The organism is Pseudomonas sp. NPDC089741 (genome assembly GCF_044748825.1).
GTDB lineage: Bacteria > Pseudomonadota > Gammaproteobacteria > Pseudomonadales > Pseudomonadaceae > Aquipseudomonas > Aquipseudomonas helmanticensis.
On the sequence record NZ_JBIVGT010000017.1, the window covers coordinates 18,341 to 38,999 of the forward strand.

At 60.7% G+C, this 20,659-nt stretch carries 19 protein-coding genes; 11 read left to right on the forward strand and 8 right to left on the reverse strand.

From position 1 onward, the window contains the following. The first annotated feature begins 198 nt into the window (after positions 1-198). A complete protein-coding gene (locus ACIPZE_RS17255) occupies positions 199-768 on the forward strand; it encodes a histidine phosphatase family protein (protein ID WP_400774095.1) in 570 nt (189 codons plus the stop codon). Then, positions 768-1,523, forward strand: coding sequence for a precorrin-6A synthase (deacetylating) (gene cobF, locus ACIPZE_RS17260; protein ID WP_400774098.1), 756 nt, complete (start codon positions 768-770; stop codon positions 1,521-1,523). The genes ACIPZE_RS17255 and cobF overlap by 1 nt, the downstream gene beginning before the upstream one ends. Before the next feature lie 85 nt (positions 1,524-1,608). Here the strand turns inward: cobF and ftrA are convergent, their stop codons facing one another. After that, on the reverse strand, positions 1,609-2,583 hold the full coding sequence (ftrA, locus tag ACIPZE_RS17265) for a transcriptional regulator FtrA (protein WP_400774101.1): 975 nt from the start codon (positions 2,581-2,583) through the stop codon (positions 1,609-1,611). Between the two features lie 102 nt (positions 2,584-2,685). Here ftrA and ACIPZE_RS17270 point away from each other — a divergent pair, with 102 nt between their 5' ends. The 4 genes from ACIPZE_RS17270 to ACIPZE_RS17285 all read left to right on the forward strand — a co-directional run bounded on the left by ACIPZE_RS17270 (position 2,686) and on the right by ACIPZE_RS17285 (position 6,037). After that, positions 2,686-3,114, forward strand: coding sequence for a rhodanese-like domain-containing protein (locus ACIPZE_RS17270; RefSeq protein WP_283435918.1), 429 nt, complete (start codon positions 2,686-2,688; stop codon positions 3,112-3,114). A 291-nt stretch (positions 3,115-3,405) separates the two neighbouring features. Continuing rightward, positions 3,406-4,185 (forward strand): ABC transporter substrate-binding protein, encoded by a 780-nt coding sequence (locus tag ACIPZE_RS17275; protein ID WP_129394613.1) that lies wholly within the window; start codon positions 3,406-3,408, stop codon positions 4,183-4,185. A 199-nt stretch (positions 4,186-4,384) separates the two neighbouring features. Next, the gene (locus tag ACIPZE_RS17280) at positions 4,385-5,497 is read left to right on the forward strand and encodes a succinylglutamate desuccinylase/aspartoacylase family protein (protein ID WP_400774105.1); all 1,113 of its coding nucleotides are present in this window, start codon (positions 4,385-4,387) and stop codon (positions 5,495-5,497) included. 210 nt (positions 5,498-5,707) lie between these two features. After that, positions 5,708-6,037: a hypothetical protein gene (locus ACIPZE_RS17285; RefSeq protein WP_129394611.1), complete on the forward strand. Its 330-nt coding sequence runs from the start codon at positions 5,708-5,710 to the stop codon at positions 6,035-6,037. A gap of 58 nt (positions 6,038-6,095) precedes the next feature. On the opposite strand, the gene ACIPZE_RS17290 is transcribed toward ACIPZE_RS17285, so the two are convergent. Then, entirely contained in the window at positions 6,096-6,509 is a 414-nt protein-coding gene (locus ACIPZE_RS17290; RefSeq protein ID WP_283435921.1) for a VOC family protein, read from the reverse strand. A gap of 242 nt (positions 6,510-6,751) precedes the next feature. Here ACIPZE_RS17290 and ACIPZE_RS17295 point away from each other — a divergent pair, with 242 nt between their 5' ends. After that, the gene (locus ACIPZE_RS17295) at positions 6,752-8,563 is read left to right on the forward strand and encodes an ABC transporter ATP-binding protein (RefSeq protein WP_400774109.1); all 1,812 of its coding nucleotides are present in this window, start codon (positions 6,752-6,754) and stop codon (positions 8,561-8,563) included. Here the strand turns inward: ACIPZE_RS17295 and ACIPZE_RS17300 are convergent. The 3 genes from ACIPZE_RS17300 to ACIPZE_RS17310 all read right to left on the reverse strand — a co-directional run bounded on the left by ACIPZE_RS17300 (position 8,560) and on the right by ACIPZE_RS17310 (position 11,950). Beyond that, positions 8,560-9,504, reverse strand: coding sequence for an alpha/beta hydrolase (locus tag ACIPZE_RS17300; protein WP_400774112.1), 945 nt, complete (start codon positions 9,502-9,504; stop codon positions 8,560-8,562). The genes ACIPZE_RS17295 and ACIPZE_RS17300 overlap by 4 nt on opposite strands. A gap of 112 nt (positions 9,505-9,616) precedes the next feature. Then, positions 9,617-10,615 carry an NAD(P)H-quinone oxidoreductase gene (locus ACIPZE_RS17305; RefSeq protein ID WP_400774115.1) on the reverse strand — a complete coding sequence of 333 codons (999 nt, stop codon included), beginning with the start codon at positions 10,613-10,615 and terminating at the stop codon, positions 9,617-9,619. A gap of 57 nt (positions 10,616-10,672) precedes the next feature. Beyond that, a complete protein-coding gene (locus ACIPZE_RS17310; RefSeq protein ID WP_400774118.1) occupies positions 10,673-11,950 on the reverse strand; it encodes a YbfB/YjiJ family MFS transporter in 1,278 nt (425 codons plus the stop codon). A gap of 111 nt (positions 11,951-12,061) precedes the next feature. Here ACIPZE_RS17310 and ACIPZE_RS17315 point away from each other — a divergent pair, with 111 nt between their 5' ends. Both ACIPZE_RS17315 and ACIPZE_RS17320 read left to right on the forward strand, forming a co-directional pair. Further along, positions 12,062-12,937: a LysR family transcriptional regulator gene (locus tag ACIPZE_RS17315; protein WP_400774121.1), complete on the forward strand. Its 876-nt coding sequence runs from the start codon at positions 12,062-12,064 to the stop codon at positions 12,935-12,937. Positions 12,938-13,118: 181 nt separating this feature from the next. Continuing rightward, the gene (locus ACIPZE_RS17320; RefSeq protein ID WP_400774124.1) at positions 13,119-13,583 is read left to right on the forward strand and encodes a hypothetical protein; all 465 of its coding nucleotides are present in this window, start codon (positions 13,119-13,121) and stop codon (positions 13,581-13,583) included. 52 nt (positions 13,584-13,635) lie between these two features. Here ACIPZE_RS17320 and ACIPZE_RS17325 read toward each other — a convergent pair whose 3' ends face one another. Continuing rightward, on the reverse strand, positions 13,636-14,358 hold the full coding sequence (locus ACIPZE_RS17325) for a pirin family protein (RefSeq protein ID WP_129394604.1): 723 nt from the start codon (positions 14,356-14,358) through the stop codon (positions 13,636-13,638). Between the two features lie 219 nt (positions 14,359-14,577). Here ACIPZE_RS17325 and ACIPZE_RS17330 point away from each other — a divergent pair, with 219 nt between their 5' ends. Together ACIPZE_RS17330 and ACIPZE_RS17335 are read left to right on the forward strand one after the other, a co-directional pair. Next, positions 14,578-15,528 (forward strand): GlxA family transcriptional regulator, encoded by a 951-nt coding sequence (locus ACIPZE_RS17330; protein ID WP_400774127.1) that lies wholly within the window; start codon positions 14,578-14,580, stop codon positions 15,526-15,528. Positions 15,529-15,618: 90 nt separating this feature from the next. After that, the gene (locus tag ACIPZE_RS17335) at positions 15,619-17,067 is read left to right on the forward strand and encodes an ATP-binding protein (RefSeq protein WP_400774130.1); all 1,449 of its coding nucleotides are present in this window, start codon (positions 15,619-15,621) and stop codon (positions 17,065-17,067) included. Here ACIPZE_RS17335 and ACIPZE_RS17340 read toward each other — a convergent pair. Together ACIPZE_RS17340 and ACIPZE_RS17345 are read right to left on the reverse strand one after the other, a co-directional pair. Continuing rightward, entirely contained in the window at positions 17,032-19,956 is a 2,925-nt protein-coding gene (locus ACIPZE_RS17340) for an ATP-binding protein (RefSeq protein ID WP_400774132.1), read from the reverse strand. The genes ACIPZE_RS17335 and ACIPZE_RS17340 overlap by 36 nt on opposite strands. 128 nt (positions 19,957-20,084) lie before the next feature. Beyond that, positions 20,085-20,516 (reverse strand): helix-turn-helix domain-containing protein, encoded by a 432-nt coding sequence (locus tag ACIPZE_RS17345; RefSeq protein ID WP_283435929.1) that lies wholly within the window; start codon positions 20,514-20,516, stop codon positions 20,085-20,087. Between the last annotated feature and the right edge of the window lie 143 nt (positions 20,517-20,659).

The following is a 20,659-nucleotide window of genomic DNA, read 5'->3' on the forward strand; positions in this document are numbered from 1 at the left end:
TGTCATAAGGGCTACACGGAAGTCGACAAGCCTTGTAGTCCATTGCCCATAGCTGTGTCAGATATCACCGCTTTTCTAACATTCACCGTTGGCGCAGCAATGCATCGATACACCCGGCAACCCTCGGTTTACGGCACAATTGCCTGCAACCCGGCGCGACGCCGTTGCTGTTCATGACCTTCGGCAGAGTGATTCATCGTGCAGACCACCCGCTTGACACTGATTTGCCACGCGCGAACCGTCGCACAGAAATTGGCGCGTTTTCCTACGAATGAGCCTGTTGAAAATAGTGCTTTGGCGCCTGACAGCTTGGCGGCTCGCTTCGCTGCGGCTCGACGTTTGATCTGCGGCCCCGAATTGCGCACCCGGCAGACGGCGGCCTGGTTCGGCGCGGATGCTCAGGTTGACGAGGCATTGCGTGATTGCGACTGGGGGGATTGGCACGGGCGTTCGATCAAGGACTTGCAAACGACGCAAGCGCAGGCTTTGCAAGCATGGCTGACAGATCCGCACGCAGCGCCCCACGGCGGCGAATCAGTCACGGACCTGGCCACGCGAGTCGCGGCATGGCTGCAAGGTTTGCAGGCGACGCCGGGGCATGTGCTGGCGATCACTCACCCGTACGTCTTGCGGGCCGCGCTGATGCAGGTGGTGCAAGGCACGGCGTTCAATGCAATCGACGTTGAACCGCTGTCTGTCATCGAGTTGCGCTTCAACGGGATCTGGCGGCTACGCTTGCCGGGCATCGACATCGAGGGAGTACACTGATGAAACAACTGCTGGTGATCGGCATCGGTGCCGGTAATCCGGACTACATCACGATGCAGGCGGTCAAGGCGCTGAACCGCGTCGATGTGTTCTTTCTGCTGGATAAGGGCCACAGCAAGGACAAACTGCTCGATCTGCGCCGCGAGATCTGCGAACGCTACATCCCCGATTCTGCCTACCGTTTCGCCGAAGCCGCGAGCCCGGAGCGTGAGCGCGGTGATGTCGACTACGGCGCCAGCGTTGATGAACTGAACCGCGCCAAGCAAGCGACCTTCGAGCGGCTGATCAATGACGAATTGTCTGACGGCGAGTGCGGCGGTTTTCTGGTGTGGGGCGACCCGGCGTTGTACGACAGCACTGTGCGTATTCTTCAGGCGATTCTGGATTCGGGTCGTTGTCATTTCGAATTTGAGGTCATCCCCGGCATCACCAGCGTTCAGGCGCTGACGGCGCAGCATAAAGTGCCGTTGAACAGTATTGGCCGCTCCGTCGAGATCACCACGGGCCGGCGTCTGGCGGCGGGGCAGGTGAGTGATGCCGACAGCGTGGTGGTGATGCTCGATGCAGAGGATTCCTACCACCACGTGGCCGACCCGCAAACTGCGATTTACTGGGGCGCGTACCTGGGCACGGCGGATGAGATCCTGATCAGCGGCAAGCTTGGCGATGTCGCCGATGAGATCGAGCGGGTGCGCAAGGCTGCCCGGGCCGAGCATGGCTGGATCATGGACACCTATCTGTTACGCAAGCCCTAGATTTTCGCTGCCCTCATCGCTGCAAGGCGTTCACAAAAAAAACTGTGGGAGCGGGCTTGCCAGCGATGAGGCCCTGGAGAAAACCTCAAGACCTGGCAATGGCCCCACGCCCGAACCGCTCCCGATACACCGACGGCGGCACGCCCACCACGCCACGAAACGCCACGCGAAAACTCTCCACCGAGCGATAGCCGCAACGTTGCGCAATCTGTTCGGTGTTGTCCGCCGTGCTCTCCAGCAACTCCCGCGCCCGCGCCAGTCGCTCATGCTGCAACCACGCCTTGGGCGACTGCCCGCTGGCTTCGCTGAAACGCCGCAAGAACGTTCGCTCGCTCATCGCCGCTTCGCTGGCCAGTTCGCGCACCTCCAGCGGTTCATGCAGGCGTTCGCGCGCCCATTGCATGACCCGTGACAGATCGTTGCGCGGCGTCGGGCTGACCGGCGTCGGAATGAATTGCGCCTGACCGCCGGTGCGCTGCGGCGACATCACCAGTCGCCGCGCCACCGTGTTGGCAACCTGAGTGCCGAAGTCTCGGGCCACCAGGTGCAGGCAGGCATCGATCCCGGCAGCACTGCCCGCCGAGGTGATCAACTGTCCCGCGTCGACGTACAGCACATCGGCGTCGACGGCAATCATCGGGAAGCGTTGCGCCAATTCTGCCGCGTAGCGCCAATGCGTGGTTGCAGCATGGCCGTCTAGCAGGCCGCTGGCGGCCAGCACAAACACCCCGGAACAGATCGACAATAGCCGCGCACCTCGGGCGTGAGCCTGGCGCAAGGCGTCGAGCAACGCTGGCGGCACCTCGGCGTTACGGTCGCGCCAACCGGGAATGATGATGGTGCGTGCCTCGGCGAGCAGTTCCAGACCGCCATCGGCCAATACCTGAATGCCGCCCATGGCGCGCATCGGGCCTTGATCGACCGCAGCAATCGCGTGCTCGTACCACGGGAACTCGAACTCCGGGCGCGCCAGGCCGAAGATCTCCACGGCAATGCCGAACTCGAAGGTGCAGAGGCCGTCGTAGGCGAGAATCGCGACCAATCCTGGTGAAGTGGGCATTTGGCGGAAAACTCCCGGTGAGTGTCTTGTGCGCCACTGTAGCGATTCGCGGCGCCTCGATAAAGTCTGTTCATTCCCCTCAAGACGTAGGAGCAACACCCCATGCCGAGCCTGGTTCGCGAAATTCCTGCCGCCCCTTCGGCGATTGCGCTGATGCATTTCAGCAATCGTCTGACCTTCGAAACCGATTGTTCCGACGTGTTCAGCAGCCAGCAGGGCGGCGAGATCGACTTTGTGCTGGTGGACGTACGCGGACCACTGGCGTTTGAACGCGGCCATGTACCCGGCGCGATCAATATTCCCGGACGGTTGCTGACGGCAGAAGGCTTGGCTGGCTACCCGAAGAGCGCGCTGTTTGTGGTCTATTGCGCCGGCCCGCACTGCAACGGCGCCAACAAGGCTGCGGTGAAACTGGCGGCGCTGGGTTATCCAGTCAAAGAGATGATCGGCGGCATCACCGGCTGGCTGGATGAAGGCTTCGAACTCAACGTACCCAAAACTGCAAACACCCCCATCAACTGCGCCTGCTGATCACTTGTAGGAGCTGCCGCAGGCTGCGATCTTTTGCCGTTGTTTTCAAAAAAGCACCAGATCGCAGCCCCCGCATAGGGCTTGTCCTACAGCCTTCGCACCACGACGGAGCAGCCCTTGACCCCGGTCAATGGTCGCGCCGAATTTATGTAAGTATTTGTCGCTTAAACACAATTTACCCTGTGCGCGCCGCCATAGACTGCCGGCCACTTCGGTATTTGCCGCTAAATGGCCATGACCGAACGCTGAATCGAAGCTGCCAATAAAAGCCTCCGCACACAGGAGTTATAAATGAACAAGCTAGTGATGTTCGGTGCCCTGGCACTGTCGATGTTGTCCTTGACCGCTGTGGCCGAAGACGCCAAGCCGATCCGCATCGGTATCGAAGCCGGTTACCCGCCATTCTCGATGAAAACCCCTGACGGCAAGCTGACCGGTTTCGACGTCGATATCGGCGATGCGCTGTGTGAGCAGATGAAAGTCAAATGTACCTGGGTCGAGCAGGAATTCGACGGCCTGATCCCGGCGCTGAAAGTGAAGAAAATCGACGCGATCCTGTCCTCGATGACCATCACTGACGATCGCAAAAAGAACGTTGATTTCACCATCAAGTACTACCACACCCCGGCGCGCTTCGTAATGAAGGCAGGCTCGGGCGTGAAAGACCCGTTGACCGAGCTCAAAGGCAAGAAAGTCGGCGTGCTGCGTGCCAGTACCCACGACCGTTATGCCACCGAGGTGCTGGTTCCGGCCGGGATCGAACTGGTGCGTTACGGCTCGCAACAGGAAGCCAACCTGGACATGGTCTCCGGGCGTATCGACGCGATGCTGGCCGACTCGGTCAACCTCAGCGACGGTTTCCTGAAAACCGACGCCGGCAAAGGTTTTGAATTCGTCGGCCCGACCTACGAAGACGCCAAATACTTCGGCGGCGGCGCCGGCATCGCGGTGCGTAAGGGCGATACCGCGCTGGCCGAGCAATTCAACCAGGCCATCACCGAGATCCGCGCGAACGGCAAGTACAAGCAAGTGCAGGACAAGTACTTCGACTTTGACGTCTACGGCCATTAATACGCCGTAATAAAAGTGGCCCTGTGTACGCGGTGGCCACTTTTTTTACGCCCATGATTTATCCTGCCGACACACATCCCAATGTAGGAGCTGCCGCAGGCTGCGATCTTTTGATCTTGTTTTTGGTATCAAGATCAAAAGATCGTCCGAGCGCGGCCCGAACCTGCACCAGCTCCTACAGAAATAGCGGAGTTCTTTCATGCAACGTATCGACCATGTTCTACCCTGGAGCCACTTGGGCAGCGAGCGCTCTCTCAGCGTCTTCCGCTATGGCGCCGGTGACCGCAAGGTGTACATCCAGGCCAGCCTGCACGCTGATGAGCTGCCGGGCATGCGCACCGCATGGGAACTCAAGCAACGCCTCAACGACCTCGAACAGCAGGGCCGCCTGCATGGCGTGATCGAGCTGGTGCCGGTGGCCAATCCGATCGGGATGGATCAGCACCTGCAAGGCAATCACATGGGCCGTTTCGAAATGGGCAGCGGCAAGAACTTCAACCGCGCGTTCGTCGAACTCAGTGCGCCGGTAGCCGCCATGATCGGTGCGCAGCTGGGGGCCGATGCCGAGACCAACGTCGCCCTGATCCGTCAGGCCATGGTCCAGGTGTTCGAGCAACTGCCGGCGCCGGCCTCGCAACTGGAAGCACTGCATCGACTGCTGCTGCGCCATGCCTGCGACGCCGATATCACCCTCGATCTGCATTGTGATTTCGACGCGGCGATTCATCTTTATGCGCTACCGCAACATTGGCCGCAGTGGCAATCTCTGGCGGCCCGTTTGCAGGCTGGCGTGGCGTTGCTGTGCGAGGATTCCGGCGGCAGCTCGTTCGATGAGTCCTGTTCGACGCCCTGGCTGCGTCTGGCGCGGGCCTTTCCCGCTGCGGCAATTCCGCCGGCGAACCTCGCCACGACGCTGGAACTGGGGAGCATGGGCGACACCCGCGTCGATCAGGCTCAGGCCAATTGCGAGGCGATTCTCGGTTTTCTCGCCGAGCAGGGTTTCATCAGCGGTGAATGGCCGGCGGCACCGAGCGAATGCTGCGAAGGCATGCCGTTCGAAGGCACCGAATACCTGTTCGCGCCGCACCATGGCGTGGTGAGTTTTCTGCGCCACGCCGGCGAATGGGTAGAAAAGGGCGATGCCTTGTTTGAAGTGGTTGATCCGTTGCAGGATCGCCTGAGCACTGTGCACGCCGGCACCAGTGGCGTGTTGTTCGCGATTGATCGCGGGCGCTACACCGAACCCGGGATCTGGCAGGCGAAAGTGGCGGGACGCGTGCCATTTCGCACGGGCAAGCTGACGAACGACTGATCAGCGCCGAGGCTTTTTTAGCGGCAGCAGTACCGTACGCACCGAGTGTTCGACGACTTCACGCAGAACAATCTGGGCAATGCGGTAAACACTGCGCCGCTGTTTCGCCTGCCATGCGGGCAGATCTTTGTAAAAAGCGGCAAATTGCTGGCCCCCAACCCGCGTTTTCATCGGCAAAATCGCCTTTTTTCAAAAGGTTAGGTTGGCTATATGCGGACGATTGTCATAACCGTTGCAACGCTTTCCCTGGCTGTTCTTGCCTCGGGAGTTCAGGCGAAAGAGTTAAGCAAGAGTCACCGGTTTGCCTGCACCTGGGGTTCCGATATGGCCGCCGGTGCACAGCAATCGAAACTGTCGGGCATTTCCCTGTATGGCGCGCGCAAGCAATTGCAGGTGCGCAAATTCCAGCAGCCGTGGATGCGCATGACCGCAATGGGCATCACTGAGCAAACCTACAACAGCACCTCGAAGCTCAAGCCTGCGGCGGTCAAGCAGACGTACTACGAGCAATGCGTCAGGCACGAACTGGCGCAGCGTTGAAATGCCCAAGCCCAACCCGTAACGGTTGGGCTTTTTTTCGCCCGAGGAAATCTCAAGGCTATTTTTCACTCTCGCAATTGACCATCCACGACACGCCGAAACGATCCACCAGCATGCCGAAACGCGCGGCCCAGAACGTCGCTTCCAGCGGCATGTCGACGCGGCCGGCCTTCGCCAATGCATTGAACAGCCGTTCGGCCTCGGCAATGCTGTCGACGTTCAGCGAGATCGAGCAGCCGCTCATGCCTTGGGTCGGCCGGTCGGGCGTGGTGTCCGAGGCCATGATCATTTGATCGCCGACTTTCAGGCAGGTGTGAATGACCAGGTGGTGATGCTCTTTCGGCACATGCTCGGCGGCGGGGGTTTCGCCGAAGGTCATCATCGCCTCGAGTTTTCCCTGCAAGGCTTGCTCATAAAAAGTGAAAGCCTCGCGGCAGTCACCGTTGAAGATCAGGTACGGGCTGATTCTCATGTCTCTGCTCCTGGCAGTCAGGCGCGGAGCGTGGCGGGTGTTCGCCGGGTTCCGCGTTCGGCGGTTAAAACATAGCAGAGCGTTGGACGTCGCAAGGGCTGGAGTTCTCCAGACGTTTTACTTCTAAAAAGCTTCGTGCCTAATACTGAACAGGCCTTCTTGAATGAATGCGCCGTGTGAAATTCACTCACGGCGCTGGAGTACCATGAGCCACCGCCATCACCTGCTGAGTCCCGTGCCCCATGCCTGATCTATCGCGTATCACGTCCTTGTTCGATCAGGCGCAGCGAGCCATGCGGCTGGTCTGGGGGACATCGCGCGGCTTGTTTCTGGGGCTGGTGCTGGCGACATTGGTGGCCGGGCTTTTGCCAGCACTGGCGGCTTGGCTGGGGCAACGGATTGTCGATGCCGTGGTGGCAGCGATGCAGTTGCACGCACAAAACGGCAGTGCACCGCTGTGGCCAGTGTTGCGTTATGTGTTGCTGGAAGCCGGGGTGTTGGCGCTGTTGTCGGGCACCCAACGGGCACTCTCGGTGCAGCAGTCGCTGTTGCGGGTGCAACTGGGGCAGAAGGTCAATACGCTGATTTTGCAGAAAGCACAGACCCTCTCGCTGGTGCAGTTCGAGAACTCCGAGTTCTACGACAAGCTGGTGCGTGTGCGTCGCGAGGCGTCGACCCGGCCATTGGCGCTGGTCATGAAGTCGTTGGGCCTGGTTCAGAATCTGATCATGCTGATCAGCTTTGGCGTGTTGCTGGTGCACTTTTCCCCTTGGGCGCTGGTGCTGCTGGTCGTGGGAGCGTTGCCGGTGTTCTTTGCCGAGGCGCATTTTTCCGGTGACGCCTTTCGCTTGTTCACCCGCCGTGCGCCGGAGAGTCGCCAGCAGAGCTACATCGAAACCTTGCTGTCCCACGAAACCTATATCAAAGAGGTCAAGCTGTTCGGCTTCGCCCCGCTGTTGCTGCAACGTTACCGCGACACGTTCGCCAGGCTGTATGCCGAAGACCGGCGCCTGACGTTGCGCCGCGATGGCTGGGGTTTCGGCCTCGGCCTGCTCGGTACTGCCGCGTTTTACCTGGCCTATGCCTGGGTGGTGATCGATGCCGTGCATGGCCAGATCAGCCTCGGCCAGATGACCATGTATCTGGTGCTGTTCAAGCAAGGTCAAAGTGCGGTGAGCAGCAGCCTGAGTGCGATCAGCGGTCTCTACGAAGATGGCCTCTACCTGACCAGTCTTTATGGATACCTCGCCGAACCGGTGCAGGCGGATACCGGCCACCTGACGGTTGGCGCCTGCCCGGGCGATGGTTTGCGTTTCGAGAACGTCGGATTCCGCTATCCGGGGGCCAGTCGACCGGCCCTGGAAAACATTGACCTGCAACTGTTGCCAGGCAAGAGCATTGCGTTGGTCGGGGAGAACGGTTCCGGCAAGACCACGCTGATCAAGTTGCTGACCCGGCTCTACCGTCCTGATCAAGGGCGCATTCTGCTCGACGGCAGCGATTTGCAGGATTGGCAGGAAACCGCGTTACGTCGGCGCATTGGCGTGATTTTTCAGGATTACATCCGCTATCAGTTCAGCGTCGGAGAAAACATCGGCGTCGGCGATACCCTGGCGTTCAACGACCCGCAACGCTGGCAGGAAGCCGCTGCCCAAGGCATGGCCGCACCCTTCATCGAAGGTCTCGACAAGGGTTATGCCACGCAGTTGGGGCGCTGGTTTGCCGGTGGCCAGGAATTGTCCGGTGGGCAGTGGCAGAAAATTGCCTTGTCGCGCGCGTACATGCGCCGTGATGCCGACATTCTGATCCTCGATGAGCCGACTTCGGCCCTCGACCCGGCGGCCGAGGCGGCGGTGTTCGAGCATTTCAGCCAGCATACTGAAGGGCGCATGACGCTGCTGATCTCCCACCGGTTTTCCAGCGTGCGCAACGCCGACCACATCATCGTGCTGCAACAGGGGCGGATTCTCGAGCAGGGTGCTCACGAGCAACTGATCGCCGCTGGCGGGCATTACGCGCAACTGTTCGACTTGCAGGCGCGCGGTTACCGCTAGGTGTCGCGCCCGCTGCGCACGGTCGCCGGCCCGGCCACCCTTGGGGCGGGTTTGCTCTGCATCAGGCTGTCGAGTGCCTTGCGGTAGTTTTGCCCGCCGAGCGCCATGCTGTTGTTGTGCGTGGCGCCCGGCACCAGCAACAGGCGTTTGGGCTGTTGGGCGGCGTTGAACAGTTGCTCGCTGAAACGCGGCGGCACGAACGCATCGGCCAAACCATGCACCACCAGCAGCGGCATATGGATGTCGGCGATCTTGTCGATCGAATCGAATTTCTGCGACAGCAGCCAGCGCACCGGCAGCGAAGTATTGGCCACGGCAGCGGCGACGTCGGCGAGCGAGGTGAAGGTCGATTCGATCACCAGCCCGCGCACCGGTAACGGAGTGTGCTCGCGAGCCGCGTCCTGGCCGAGTTCAGCGGCGAGATCGATGGCGACGGCGCCACCAAGTGAATGCCCATAGATCAGGCGCTTGTCCGGATCCGGTTGCAGCAGCTTGAAACGTTCCCACGCTACCCGTGCGTCTTCATAAACACTGCCTTCCGACGGCAGATCGCCGTGACTCTGGCCGAAGCCGCGATAGTCGATGGCCAAAACCGAATAACCCGCTGCGCGCAGTTGTTCGATGCGGAACAACTGCCCGGTGAGATTCCAGCGCACGCCATGCAGATAGAGGATGGCCGGGGCATTGGCTTTCTCGGCCGGCCACCACCAGGCGTGGATGTTTTGCCCGGCCTTGAAGCTTTTCGGTTGCAGATCGAGTTCCTGCACGCTGCTCGGCAAGCCGTGGTACCAGCCAGCCGTTCCCGGTTCGATGCGAAACAGCAATTTGCGTTCGGTGTGTTCGAGTACGGCACAACTCGTCGGCACGCCGATGATCAGCGCGGCCATGCAGGCGAACGCCAGACGGCGGCGTCGCAGGCGAGTCATGAAGGCAAGGAACATTAAACGTTTCACCAAGGCGCAGACAAAGAATGCTTTTTAACAGATGCCTTGCGTTGCGCGCGACATATTCGACCAACGTGCCCGCGCAACGATTACAAAATGCTGCAACGACTCAGTCGACGCGCAGCACGATCTTGCCGATGTGGTCGCCGGCCTCCATGTGCGCATGGGCCAGGGCGGCGTCGGCCAGCGCGTACACCTTGTCGATGATCGGCAGGCAACGGCCGGCGGCCAGCACCGGCCAGACGTTTTCGCGCAGTTGCTCGGCGATTTCGGCTTTTTCCGCCGCCGTGCGGGCGCGCAGCAGTGATCCAGTGATGACCGCGCGTTTGGCCATCATCGCCAGCAGATCGAACTCATTGGCCTTGGCGCCGCCAAGGAAACCGAGCATCACCACGCGGCCATCCATCGCCAGGGCGCGCACATTATTGTTGAGGTACGAACCGCCCATGATATCGAGCACCACGTTCACCCCTTGGCCGCCAGTTTTCTCGGCGATGACGCCGGCGAAATCCTCTTCACGATAATTGATCGGCTGGCCACCCAGCTCGCGGATTGCTGCACATTTGTCAGGGCTTCCGGCAGTGGCAAAGGCTTCGATGCCGAATTCATTGCAGAGCATCAGCGCGGTGGTGCCGATGCCGCTGGTGCCGCCGTGAATCAGCGCGCGTTGGCCGCGGCTGGCGCCCCCGAGGCCGAACAGGTTGGCCCACACGGTGAAGAAGGTTTCCGGGATGGCAGCGGCCTGAATCCAGTCAATTCCCTCGGGAATCGGCAGGGTCTGGCCGGCCGGGACGTTGCAGTATTCGGCATAACCGCCGCCATTGGTCAGCGCACAGACTCGATCGCCAATGGCGAACTGACTGACGCCTTTGCCAAGCGCGACGACTTCGCCAGCCACTTCCAGGCCAGGAATCGGGTTCATCCCGGGTTTCATCGGGTATTTCCCGGCGCGCTGCAACGCGTCGGGCCGATTGATACCGGCGGCGTGTACGCGGATCAGCATTTCGCCTTCAGCTGCGGCCGGCAACGGCACACGTCTGGCTTGCAGAACTTCGGGGCCGCCGGGTTCGGTGATTTCGATGCGGGTCATTTCGTTGGGCAGGGACATGTTGGTTCCTCCTGATAAGGGTGTGTGTAGATGGGAGTGGTGCATCGCAGGATAAATTCAGGACAATCGCTGTGGGAGCGGGCTTGCTCGCGAAGGCGTCGGGTCAGGCAGTGCAGCGTTGGCGGATAAAGCGCTATCGCGAGCAGGCTCACTCCAGGGGGATGCGTGATTCCATAAAATCATCGCTTGCTCCAGCAGCAGCGCCACCCCAATCGCGCCCGCTGCAATCACGAACAACAGCGCGTGATGGCCGCCCGAGGCATTGAACAGTGCCGAATACGCAAATCCGGCCAACGCCTGAAACGTCGCAAACGATACTGTCGCGCGGCTCCAGGCAGTTTGCTGGCGATGATGCTCCGGCACCAGTTCATGCACCCGGGCCAGCGCCAGCGGCACGATGCCTGGCGGGAATGAGCCGAGAATCACCGCGAGCAACGCCAGCGCAATAAAGGAATGGCACACCGCCAGCAAGCCAAGCGTGATCGCCTGCACCACCAGCACCAGACGAATGCTCCAGAGCGCGCCGAAGCGATCCGCCAGAACGCCATAGCTGACCGGCCCGACAATCGCGCCCAGGCCATACATCACCCACACCAGCGCACCGGCATGCGCCCCGGCGCCGAGTCCGCGCGCCACGTAATCGACCAGAAACACCATGGCTGGCACCAGACCGGCGGCCATGAACGCATATTGGGCGAACAACAGATAAACCCCGGGCGGTGTCGGCTGAACCACCGCGCTGTGCTGCGCTGCAACAGGATGCGGCAGATCAACTGGCCAAGCGAACCAGCTCAGCGCCGTCAGTAACAGCGACAACGCGCCGAGCCCCAGCCAGGTGGCAGGCAAACCCAGGCTCAGCAGCGGCGGGACAATCGTCCCGGAACCGGCGATGCCCAGGCCGATGCCGAGAAAGATTGCCCCACTCGCCAGCCCTCGACGAGACACCGGCACATGCGGCAAAACGGTGGCTGCGACCAGTACCATGATCGCGCCGCCGGCGATCCCCGACAGCAACCGCCAGCCGAAGAACCAGCTTACCGAGAGCGGGTAGGCACAGGCGAAAAATGCCGCCGTCACGGCCAGCATCATCACGCGCAGCGCGGTTTTATTGCCGAGTTGACGCGCCAGCGGTCGACCGAGCAGGGCACCGATCAGATAACCGATCAAATTGGCTGCGCCGAGATAGACCACATCGTTGGCCGCGAACCACTGCGAATGAATAAGCGCAGGAATCAGCGGTGTGTAAGCAAAGCGCGCCAGGCCGATGCTCACCAGACTGGCGCAGAGCCCGGCGAAAATTGGCAGCCAGATCCTGCTGGATGTTGAGTTACGCATGATTGCGATCCCGTGAATGGTTTATGGCGCCCAGCATATCGGCTATGGTTGCTGCGTTAATGCAGCGATTTGGCATGGTTGTGATGCGTAATTGCATCACTTGGAGGTTGGATGAATTGGGATGATGCACGGGTGTTTCTCGCCGTCTGCCGCGAGTCGACCTTGCGCGGCGCTGCGCGGGTGCTGGGCGTTGATCAGGCAACCGTCGGACGGCGAATCAGTGCGCTGGAAAAATCGCTGGGCGCGACGCTGTTCCTGCGGACTTCCGACGGCTATGCGCTGACGGCGGTCGGCGAAGCGGCGCTGAAAAACGTCGAGAAAATGGAGCATTCGGCGCTTGAGCTGGAGCGGCAGATCCAGGGGCTGGATGATCGTCTGACCGGCACTGTACGGATCAGTACCACCGATTCGCTGGCCATCGACTTTCTGATCCCGGCGATTGCCCACCTGCATGAGCTGCATCCCGATATACGGGTGCAACTGGATGCTTCTACGCAAATCCTCAGCCTGGCCAAGCGCGAAGCCGACATCGCCGTGCGCAATACCCGTCCGGACAATCCCGATCTGATCGCGCGACGCATTGCCCGTTGGCCGGTGGGGTTGTTTGCTTCACAGGCCTACATCGACGCCAAAGGTATCCCGCAGCAGGGCGCCGCGTTCGAAGGCCATGATCTGGTGGTCTATCAGCCGTATCTGCAGAGTCAAAAGGACATGGCTTTGGTGTGCGAACCGGTGAATCGAGGGCGGATCGTTGCCAGCCTCGGCTCCAGCCTGTTGCTGCGGCGCTCGATTGCGGCGGGCATCGGTGTAGGAGAAATGACCGTCTACATGGGCGAACGCGACGGTCTGGTCAGGCTCTGGCCGGAGCGAACCCGCCCGCAACCCTACGAAGTGTGGCTGGTGACCCATGCGGATTTACGCCACACCGCGCGGGTGCGAGCGGTGATCGCGCACATCGTCGAGGCGTTTGCGCAGGAGAATGAATAGCCGATAGTCTGTTTTGACGGGGCTACATCGGCTGACGAAACGGCCTACACACAGGTCGGAATCAGCCGGCTTGTGGACGTTGGAGATGGGTTCTATTGTTTCAGCAGCCCGGTGAAAGGTTTCAGGCTAGCACCGGGGTGATGGACCACGGAAGGTCTCGGTAGACCCAGGAAGGTGTCGAATGAAAGCCACGGAACTCAGTCAGAATCCAGTCAGTGATTTATCGAGCAAAGGTCGGAATACTCAAGCCATGAACGCTATCAGCCGCGAAGAATTCAATGCCAGGATCGAGACCATTGAGGCACGGATGGATGCTCGGGTTGAGGGTGTGTCGGCGAAAATAGATGCCTATATTTCGGTGCAGACCGAGCGTGATAAACGCTACGACCTGATCTCGCTGGATATGCAAAGAATCGCCAAAGGCGCAGAGGAAGCCGTCAGGCAAGGTGCCACTGTCAAAGCTAACGTCTGGGCTGCAACGGCTGTTCAGTTACTTGGGTTGGCCGCCATCGTCGTTGGTGCCTATTACGCGAATCAGGCGAACATGTATGTAGCGATACAAACGACGCTTGCTGCGGTTCAGGCGGGGAAGGACATCAGTGTACCGAAGCAGTTGCTACTGCCATCGCTTACACCGCCCCAATAGAAAGCGGCCTTCAAGGGAGGCCGCTTTTTTATCGCCGTTGGAAAGCACCACTTCATGGCATCTGCGGCAACTCCTGCGGCCGCAAGTCGAACACCAGCACCTCGGCGTCCACGCCATTGCTCAAGGTCAGTGCCTGCTCTTCACGAACCCGCACGCCATCGCCTTCCTGCAATTGCACGCCATTGAGTTCAACACTGCCACGCGCCACATGCACGTAGGCATAACGGTCGGCCGCCAGTTTCAGCGTGGCGCTTTCCTTACCGTCGAACAGGCCGGCAAACACCCGTGCATCCTGACGTACTTTCAGCGAGCCATCGGAGCCGTCCGGCGAAATGATCAACTGCAGGCGACCACGTTTTTTCTGCGCGCTGAAGTGCTCCTGTTGATAGCGCGGTTTGGCGCCACTGACTTCCGGCACGATCCAGATTTGCAGGAAGTGCACCGGCTTGCTCGCTGAATGGTTGAACTCGCTGTGCGCGACGCCGCTGCCGGCGCTCATCAGTTGCACATCGCCGGGGCGGATCACCGAGCCGGTGCCGAGGGTGTCCTTGTGTTCCAGCGCACCCTCAAGCACGTAGGAAAAAATCTCCATGTCGCGATGCGGGTGCTGGCCGAAGCCTTTGCCGGCGGCAACACGGTCATCGTTGATCACCAGCAGGTCGGAGAAACCCTGTTCACGCGGGTCGCGGTAGCTGGCGAAGGAAAACGTGTGAAACGACTTCAACCAGCCATGATTGGCGAGGCCACGATCGGAGGCTTTGCGAAGGGTCAGCATGATGAAATCTCCTTGCGGGACGTGAATTCGTCCGAGTGAGGAGAAGGTTACTGGTTACCGCTCTGCGCAATAAGTAGATGGAAATTGAAATACTGTCCTGATCTGGTTGACAGTATTGTGGCGCCGGTCACGCTTTCTTTTGCAACGGCAACCGACTCTCTGGCCATAATGCGCGGTCTGTTTCCTGCGCAACTTTCTTTGATTTCGTGAAGTCCTCCCATGAAAACCGTGGCAATGGTGCTGTTTCCCGACTTTCTCCTGCTCGACATGGCCGGGCCGCTGGAAGTGTTTTCGGTTGCCAACCGCTTTCTGAAAGCTGAATTGCACTATCAACTGGTTACCCTCGGTACCGAGCGCGGGGCACTGCGAGCATCCAACGGCGTATCGGTGCTGCCCGACCGGCACATCGAAGAGGCTTCTGATCGCTATGACCTGTTGCTGGTGCCCGGCGGGCCAGGTGCCTACAACGAAAAATTCCCGGCACTGTTCGCCTGGCTACAAAGCGCGGTGTCACGTGCCGGACAATACGGTTCGATTTGTACCGGTGCCTTTGTGCTGGGTAATGCCGGGCTGCTCGACGGTTATCGGGTCACCACTCACTGGAATTACACCGAGCGGCTGATCAAGGGATTCCCCAAAGCCACTGTTGCGACGGACCAGATCTATGTCGAAGACCGCAACCTGATCACTTCGGGCGGGGTGACGGCCGGCATCGATCTGGCGTTGGCGGTGGTCGCTCGGGATCACGGCAAGAAACTCGCTCAGGATGTGGCGAAAGTCCTGCTGGTGGTGATGAAGCGTCAAGGTGGGCAGGCGCAGTTCAGCCCGTTGATGGCAGCCGTGGCCCCACAGGAGACGCCGATCACCCGCGCGCAGAATTACATCCTCGAACATCTCGACGAGGCGTTCACCATAGAACGCATGGCCGGGTTGGCAAACATGAGCGCGCGGCATTTTGCGCGGGTGTTCACCCGCGACATCAACATGACGCCGATGGAGTTTCTGCAAAGCGCGCGGATCGATTTTGCGCGAAGCCTGCTGGAAACCAGCGACCTGCCGCTGAAAACCGTGGCCTATAAAAGTGGTTTCGGCAGCGTGCGGCACATGCGCTCGGTGTTCGCGCAAAGGCTCGGCCTGACCCCTGCGCAGTACCGCGAACAGTTCAGCTAGAGCGGTTCTGTCCGTACCGCGCACTCCTATGTCCGTGTTGCGCCCTGTGTGGCGGTTGTACCGTCACTCAAGGCTGCCAAGATGTTTGGCATGGATAATCACAACGATTCGAACCCGGCATCGGTGCTGCGTTTCGGCCCGTATGCGTTTCATTTGCGTCAACGCCTGATCCTCGAAGGGGATCGGCAATTGCGCATGGGCGGTCGTGCCCTCGACATTCTGCAGTTGCTGGTCGAACGCGCGGGACGGGTGGTGACAAAGGAGCAGTTGATCGCCTGGGTATGGCCAACGTCGGTGGTCGAGGAGATCAACCTGCGCGTGCACATTGCTGCGCTGCGGCGTGCGCTGCGTGACGGCGAAAACGGTCAGCGCTACATCGTCAATGTGCCGCAATGCGGTTACAGCTTTATCGCCCCGGTGCATCACGACAGCATCGGGCAAGTAGTCTTCGAAAGCCTGCAGGCGCCGCAACACAATTTACCGGCGCGACTGACCCCGGTGACCGGACGTGACGCGCTGGTCGGTGGGCTCGTGCGCCAAATGCCGCTGTGCCGGTTGATGACCGTCACCGGGCCTGCCGGCGTGGGTAAAACCACGGTTGCCCTGCGTGTGGCGGAGCTGTTGCTGGAACACTTTCGCGACGGCGTGTGGCGGGTCGACTTGGCGCTCGTCGACGACACCACGCCGCTGCTCGAACACATCCTCGACACACTGGATGTTGACCTCGCGACATTGACCTCTCGGCACGCGTTGCTGGTGCTCGACAATTGCGAACACTTGCGCGAGCAATGCCGCGCAGTGGTGCGCCGATTGCTGGATGCCGGGCCACGGCTGTCGGTGCTTGCCACCAGCCGCGAGGCTCTGCAACTCGGTCTGGAAACACTGCAACCCTTACGACCTCTGACAGTGCCGAAATCGTCGGCACTGCTCAGTGTGCAAGAGGCGATGAGCTATTCGGCGGTGCAGTTGTTCGTCAGCCGCGCGCGCACTCGTCAGCAGGGTTTTACGCTGCGTGAACAAGACCTTGCAGCGGTCTGCGACATTTGCCGAAAACTCGATGGTTTGCCGCTGGCGATTGAACTGGCCGTGACACAGATCGATGCATTGGCGCTGGTCGGGTTACAGGCGCAACTGGGCAATTGCCTGCAACTGTTGAGTCACGGTCGCCGCACCGCCGTGCCGCGTCACCAGACGCTGACAGCGGCGCTGGACTGGAGTTATCAATGCCTGGGGGAGCAGGAGCAACTGGCCTTGCAACGGTTGTCGATGTTCAAGAAGGCTTTCACGCTGGAAGACGCCTTGAGTGCGAGCACCTGCGCGCAATTGCCGGCCTCGGCGTTGGTCGCTGTCATCGCGCAACTCGCGGGCAAATCGTTGCTGGCGGTGGAGCAGGGCAGTGCGCTGGTGCGCTATCGAATGCTCAATACCACCCGCAGCTACGCCAGCGCACAAATAGCCCCCAGCGATTTCGACTATCGCCATGTGCAGTCCGGCAGCCGCGCTTCAAGCGGACAACTGGCTGAGCAGTTCGTCGAGTAGCAGGCGCACTTTGCGCAGGTCCGGGGTGGCATAGCCTTCGGTAAAGCGCTGGTAGATCGGCGTGAGCAGGTCCAGCGCTTCGCGATAACGCGACTGGCGCTGCCACAGTTGGGCTAGCGAGGTTGCGCTGCGCAGTTCCCAGGCCAGCGCACCTTGGGCCTTGGCGATGGACAGGGCTTGTTGCAGGGTTTTTTCAGCTTCGAGGAAAATTGCGTTGTCAGCGCGGGCCTCTTCGCGGGCGAGCCCGCTCCCACAGGGTTTCGTGCTGAGTTGAGTTTTTGGATTTAACACAGATTCATTGTGGGAGCTGGCTTGCCAGCGCTGGCGGCCTCCAATCTCACCTGATTCTTCAGCCAGCAAGACATTTGCCCGCGCGCGCAAAATCTCCGCCGTGCTCCATCCGGCATCACCGCGCCGGGCGCGCTCCAGCAACGCTTCATCAACAAAACGCTCATCCAGCGTGACCATTATTTCCCGGATCAAACCGCTACCATCTGCCGGCATCGGCGTGGCGTTATCGGCATCGATCACCTGCGCGTAATGCCGCGCCCAGTGATGGAACAGCAGCACCGAATGCTTCTGCGATTGCTCAAGCAGCAGATGCAACAACGCCCGGGCATTCTGCCGGTCGCCGTTGTAATGGGCGATCAGGCAACTGGCCAGCGCCAATGTGTAGCAGATCGAAGTGCCGTGATTGATCTGCACGGCAATGTCCAGCGCCTGGCGCGCCGTGCGCCATGCCTGTTCTGGAAAACCTTGCACCCACAACACCCGGGCGAGCACGGTCAGCGAGGCGACGCTTTGGTCGTATTGCACGCCAAAACCATGGGTAAAACGGTTGAGATGACCGCTGTGGGCCATGCGCTCGATGACCTGCTCGGCATGCAGGCGTGCCTGCGGCTGATCACCGGCGTAGTGCAGAGCCAGCACGCGCAAACGGTGGGTACTCAGCGATAACAGCGGGTCGCCGTGCAGGCCCAGGCGATCGAATTGCTCGCTTTGTTCGAGTGCCATCCGGTAATGCCCGCAACTGAGGTTGACCGCCATATGTCCGGACACCGCGCGCAATTGCCCGGCAAGATCGCCGTGCTGTTGCGCGAGCAGACGGGCGTTGACGAAGGCTTCGACAGTTTCCGGGATACCGCCCCAGGTGTGGTAACAAGCGCTGCCGAGCGCCAGATTCAAGGCGATTTGCAGGCGCGGGCAAGGCTTCTCGCTGGTTTCCAGCAGATGCAATGCCTGACGCACATGACCGCCGTATTCGCGCAATAGGGACAGCTCTTGCCATAACGGCGCCGAGGTCGCGGCCAGATCAATCCCCAGTTCGCGGGTTGTGCAGCCGTTCAGGCTCCAGTCCAGAGCGCCGCGCAAATCTTCCAGGCCCCGTGCATAACGCTCGATCCACAAGTTTGTCGGGGTGTCTTCCCACGCTCGCTGTGCTTGCTGCATCAACGTCAGGCAGCGCTCGGCATGACGGCGGCGGGTGTCGTCGAGTTCGGCGGCGAGGTCGAGTTTTTCCAAGGCATAGCGGCGGGTGGTGTCGAGCAGACGGTAAAACACTTCTTCATCGCCGACCTCGACACAGAGCAGCGATTTCGCCACCAATTGGGTGATCGAGGCAAACACCGCGCCGGGTTCGATGTGTTGGCCGACGATGACTGCTGCGGCGGATTCCAGGGTAAATCCATCGCGGAACACACCCAGGCGACGCAAGCAGGTTTGCTCGCAGGCCGTGAGCAGATTGAAACTCCAGTCCAGCGTAGCGCGCAGGGTCAGGTGTCGCTCCAGACTGGTTTGATTACCCGCGACTAACGGTGGCAATCGACCCTGCAACTGCGCGAGCAAACCTTCCAGCCCCAGCTCGGTGACCTGCGCCGCCGCGAGTTCCAGTGCCAAGGGCATGCCGTCGAGTCGATGGCAGATTTCAATGGCCTGCGGCAGTTGCGCGTCGCTCAGCTCGAAGTTTTCCTGCGCCGCCAGCGCCCGCTCGAAAAACAACTGCAAGGCAGAAAAACCCAGCGCTTGCTGACGGTCGAGCACCGTTTGCAGCGGCGGATAGTCGAGGGATTCCAGACGCTGGACGAACTCGCCTTCAGCGCGCAGGCTCTCGCGACTGGTGGCGAGGATATGCACCTTCGGCGCACCACGCAAAATGCCTTCGCTGAGTACCGCCACGGCATCGATCAAGTGTTCACAGTTGTCGAGCACCAGCAGCATCTGCCGTTCGCGCAGGCCATTGACCAGGCATGCCAGCGGATCGCCGTCGAGCAACGCCAGATCGAGCAGCGTCGCCAGGTGTGAGCAAATCAGCCGGGGATCGTTGAGCTGCGCCAGGTCCACGAGGCGAATGCCGTCACGGTAGTGGCCGATCAACTGCTCGGCGACGCGCAAGGCCACGGTGGTCTTGCCGATCCCGCCCGGGCCGACCAGAGTGATGCAGCGCTGGCGTGGCAATTGGCTCATCAGGCTGTCGACCAGCGGCTGGCGGCCGATCATGCGCGTGCGCCGCAGCGGCAGGTTGTGCCGGCTCGCGGTAGCGCCCGGCGGACGTTGCTCGATGGATTCGTGCAGCACCGGCGCGACGAAACTGTAGCCGCGTTGCGCCACGGTGATGATATAGCGCTGGCCGGCCTGACCGTCGCCCAGTGCCTTGCGCAACGCCGCCATGTGCACGCGCAGGTTGATGTCTTCGACAACGCTGTCCGGCCAGACCCCGGCCATCAATTGCTGCTTGCTCACCACCTCGCCAGCATGGGCCAGCAGAATCAGCAGGATATCCATCGCCCGTCGGCCCAGTCGCAGCGGCTGGTTGCCCTCAAGCAGCAGCCGTTGCCCGGGATGAATCCGGTAAGGGCCGAAACCGAGGGCCTGATTCGGCGGAAGACTCAACAGCTCACTCCTGCGATGCGACGGCGGACAGGCGGAATTGGAAGCGCGTGCAGGCCTTCTGGTTCGCGGTGTCCGGGCATAATCCTCAGGTTTGAGCATCAGTGCAACGGCTGGCGTGAGCGGCGGATTCAAAACAGCGCGGGCAGTGAGCGGATACTCTTCAGTTCACGCATGACCTGACAGCGCCAGGCAAACGGATTGATGCCTTCGCTGCGGGTGAACATGTGGCAAAAATGCGCTTGATCGCAAAAGCCGCATTCCAGACTGATTTGCGTCAGGCTCAGGTCGGTGTGCTGGATCAGCAGTTTCGCCCGGGCAATCCGCTGGGCGCGGATCCAGTCCTGCGGCGAGAGGCCGGTGCTGCACTTGAAGGCGCGAGAGAAATGGCTGCGCGACAACGAACAGGCGCGGGCCAGTTCGGTGACTTCGAGGCTGTCGCCGAGGCGTTCGAGGATCAGTTGTTTCACTTGCCGTTCGCGCTGCGGACTGAGTCCGCCGATGCCGCTCTTGCGCGGTGCGCTGTCAGGGGCGAGGGCGACGGTTGGTTGTAAGTGAGCCATGGCCAAGGTCCGTGTCGGTGAGGAAGGCGCGCTCGGCACTTTCCCTCTGGTCAAAAAACAACGCTGCGCAGAGGCATTCATTGTTGGCTCGGGGCTTGAAACTGACGAGTTAATCGTTGTTAATTCTGCGGGCCAACCCGCCA

Bases quoted from the DNA above. Each gene is read 5' to 3' on its own strand.
- cobF (WP_400774098.1), top strand. From the start codon at position 768: ATGAAACAACTGCTGGTGATCGGCATCGGTGCCGGTAATCCGGACTAC.
- ftrA (WP_400774101.1), bottom strand. From the start codon at position 2,583: ATGCCCACTTCACCAGGATTGGTCGCGATTCTCGCCTACGACGGCCTC.
- ACIPZE_RS17270 (WP_283435918.1), top strand. From the start codon at position 2,686: ATGCCGAGCCTGGTTCGCGAAATTCCTGCCGCCCCTTCGGCGATTGCG.
- ACIPZE_RS17275 (WP_129394613.1), top strand. From the start codon at position 3,406: ATGAACAAGCTAGTGATGTTCGGTGCCCTGGCACTGTCGATGTTGTCC.
- ACIPZE_RS17280 (WP_400774105.1), top strand. From the start codon at position 4,385: ATGCAACGTATCGACCATGTTCTACCCTGGAGCCACTTGGGCAGCGAG.
- ACIPZE_RS17285 (WP_129394611.1), top strand. From the start codon at position 5,708: ATGCGGACGATTGTCATAACCGTTGCAACGCTTTCCCTGGCTGTTCTT.
- ACIPZE_RS17290 (WP_283435921.1), bottom strand. From the start codon at position 6,509: ATGAGAATCAGCCCGTACCTGATCTTCAACGGTGACTGCCGCGAGGCT.
- ACIPZE_RS17295 (WP_400774109.1), top strand. From the start codon at position 6,752: ATGCCTGATCTATCGCGTATCACGTCCTTGTTCGATCAGGCGCAGCGA.
- ACIPZE_RS17300 (WP_400774112.1), bottom strand. From the start codon at position 9,504: ATGTTCCTTGCCTTCATGACTCGCCTGCGACGCCGCCGTCTGGCGTTC.
- ACIPZE_RS17305 (WP_400774115.1), bottom strand. From the start codon at position 10,615: ATGTCCCTGCCCAACGAAATGACCCGCATCGAAATCACCGAACCCGGC.
- ACIPZE_RS17310 (WP_400774118.1), bottom strand. From the start codon at position 11,950: ATGCGTAACTCAACATCCAGCAGGATCTGGCTGCCAATTTTCGCCGGG.
- ACIPZE_RS17315 (WP_400774121.1), top strand. From the start codon at position 12,062: ATGAATTGGGATGATGCACGGGTGTTTCTCGCCGTCTGCCGCGAGTCG.
- ACIPZE_RS17320 (WP_400774124.1), top strand. From the start codon at position 13,119: ATGAAAGCCACGGAACTCAGTCAGAATCCAGTCAGTGATTTATCGAGC.
- ACIPZE_RS17325 (WP_129394604.1), bottom strand. From the start codon at position 14,358: ATGCTGACCCTTCGCAAAGCCTCCGATCGTGGCCTCGCCAATCATGGC.
- ACIPZE_RS17330 (WP_400774127.1), top strand. From the start codon at position 14,578: ATGAAAACCGTGGCAATGGTGCTGTTTCCCGACTTTCTCCTGCTCGAC.
- ACIPZE_RS17335 (WP_400774130.1), top strand. From the start codon at position 15,619: ATGGATAATCACAACGATTCGAACCCGGCATCGGTGCTGCGTTTCGGC.
- ACIPZE_RS17345 (WP_283435929.1), bottom strand. From the start codon at position 20,516: ATGGCTCACTTACAACCAACCGTCGCCCTCGCCCCTGACAGCGCACCG.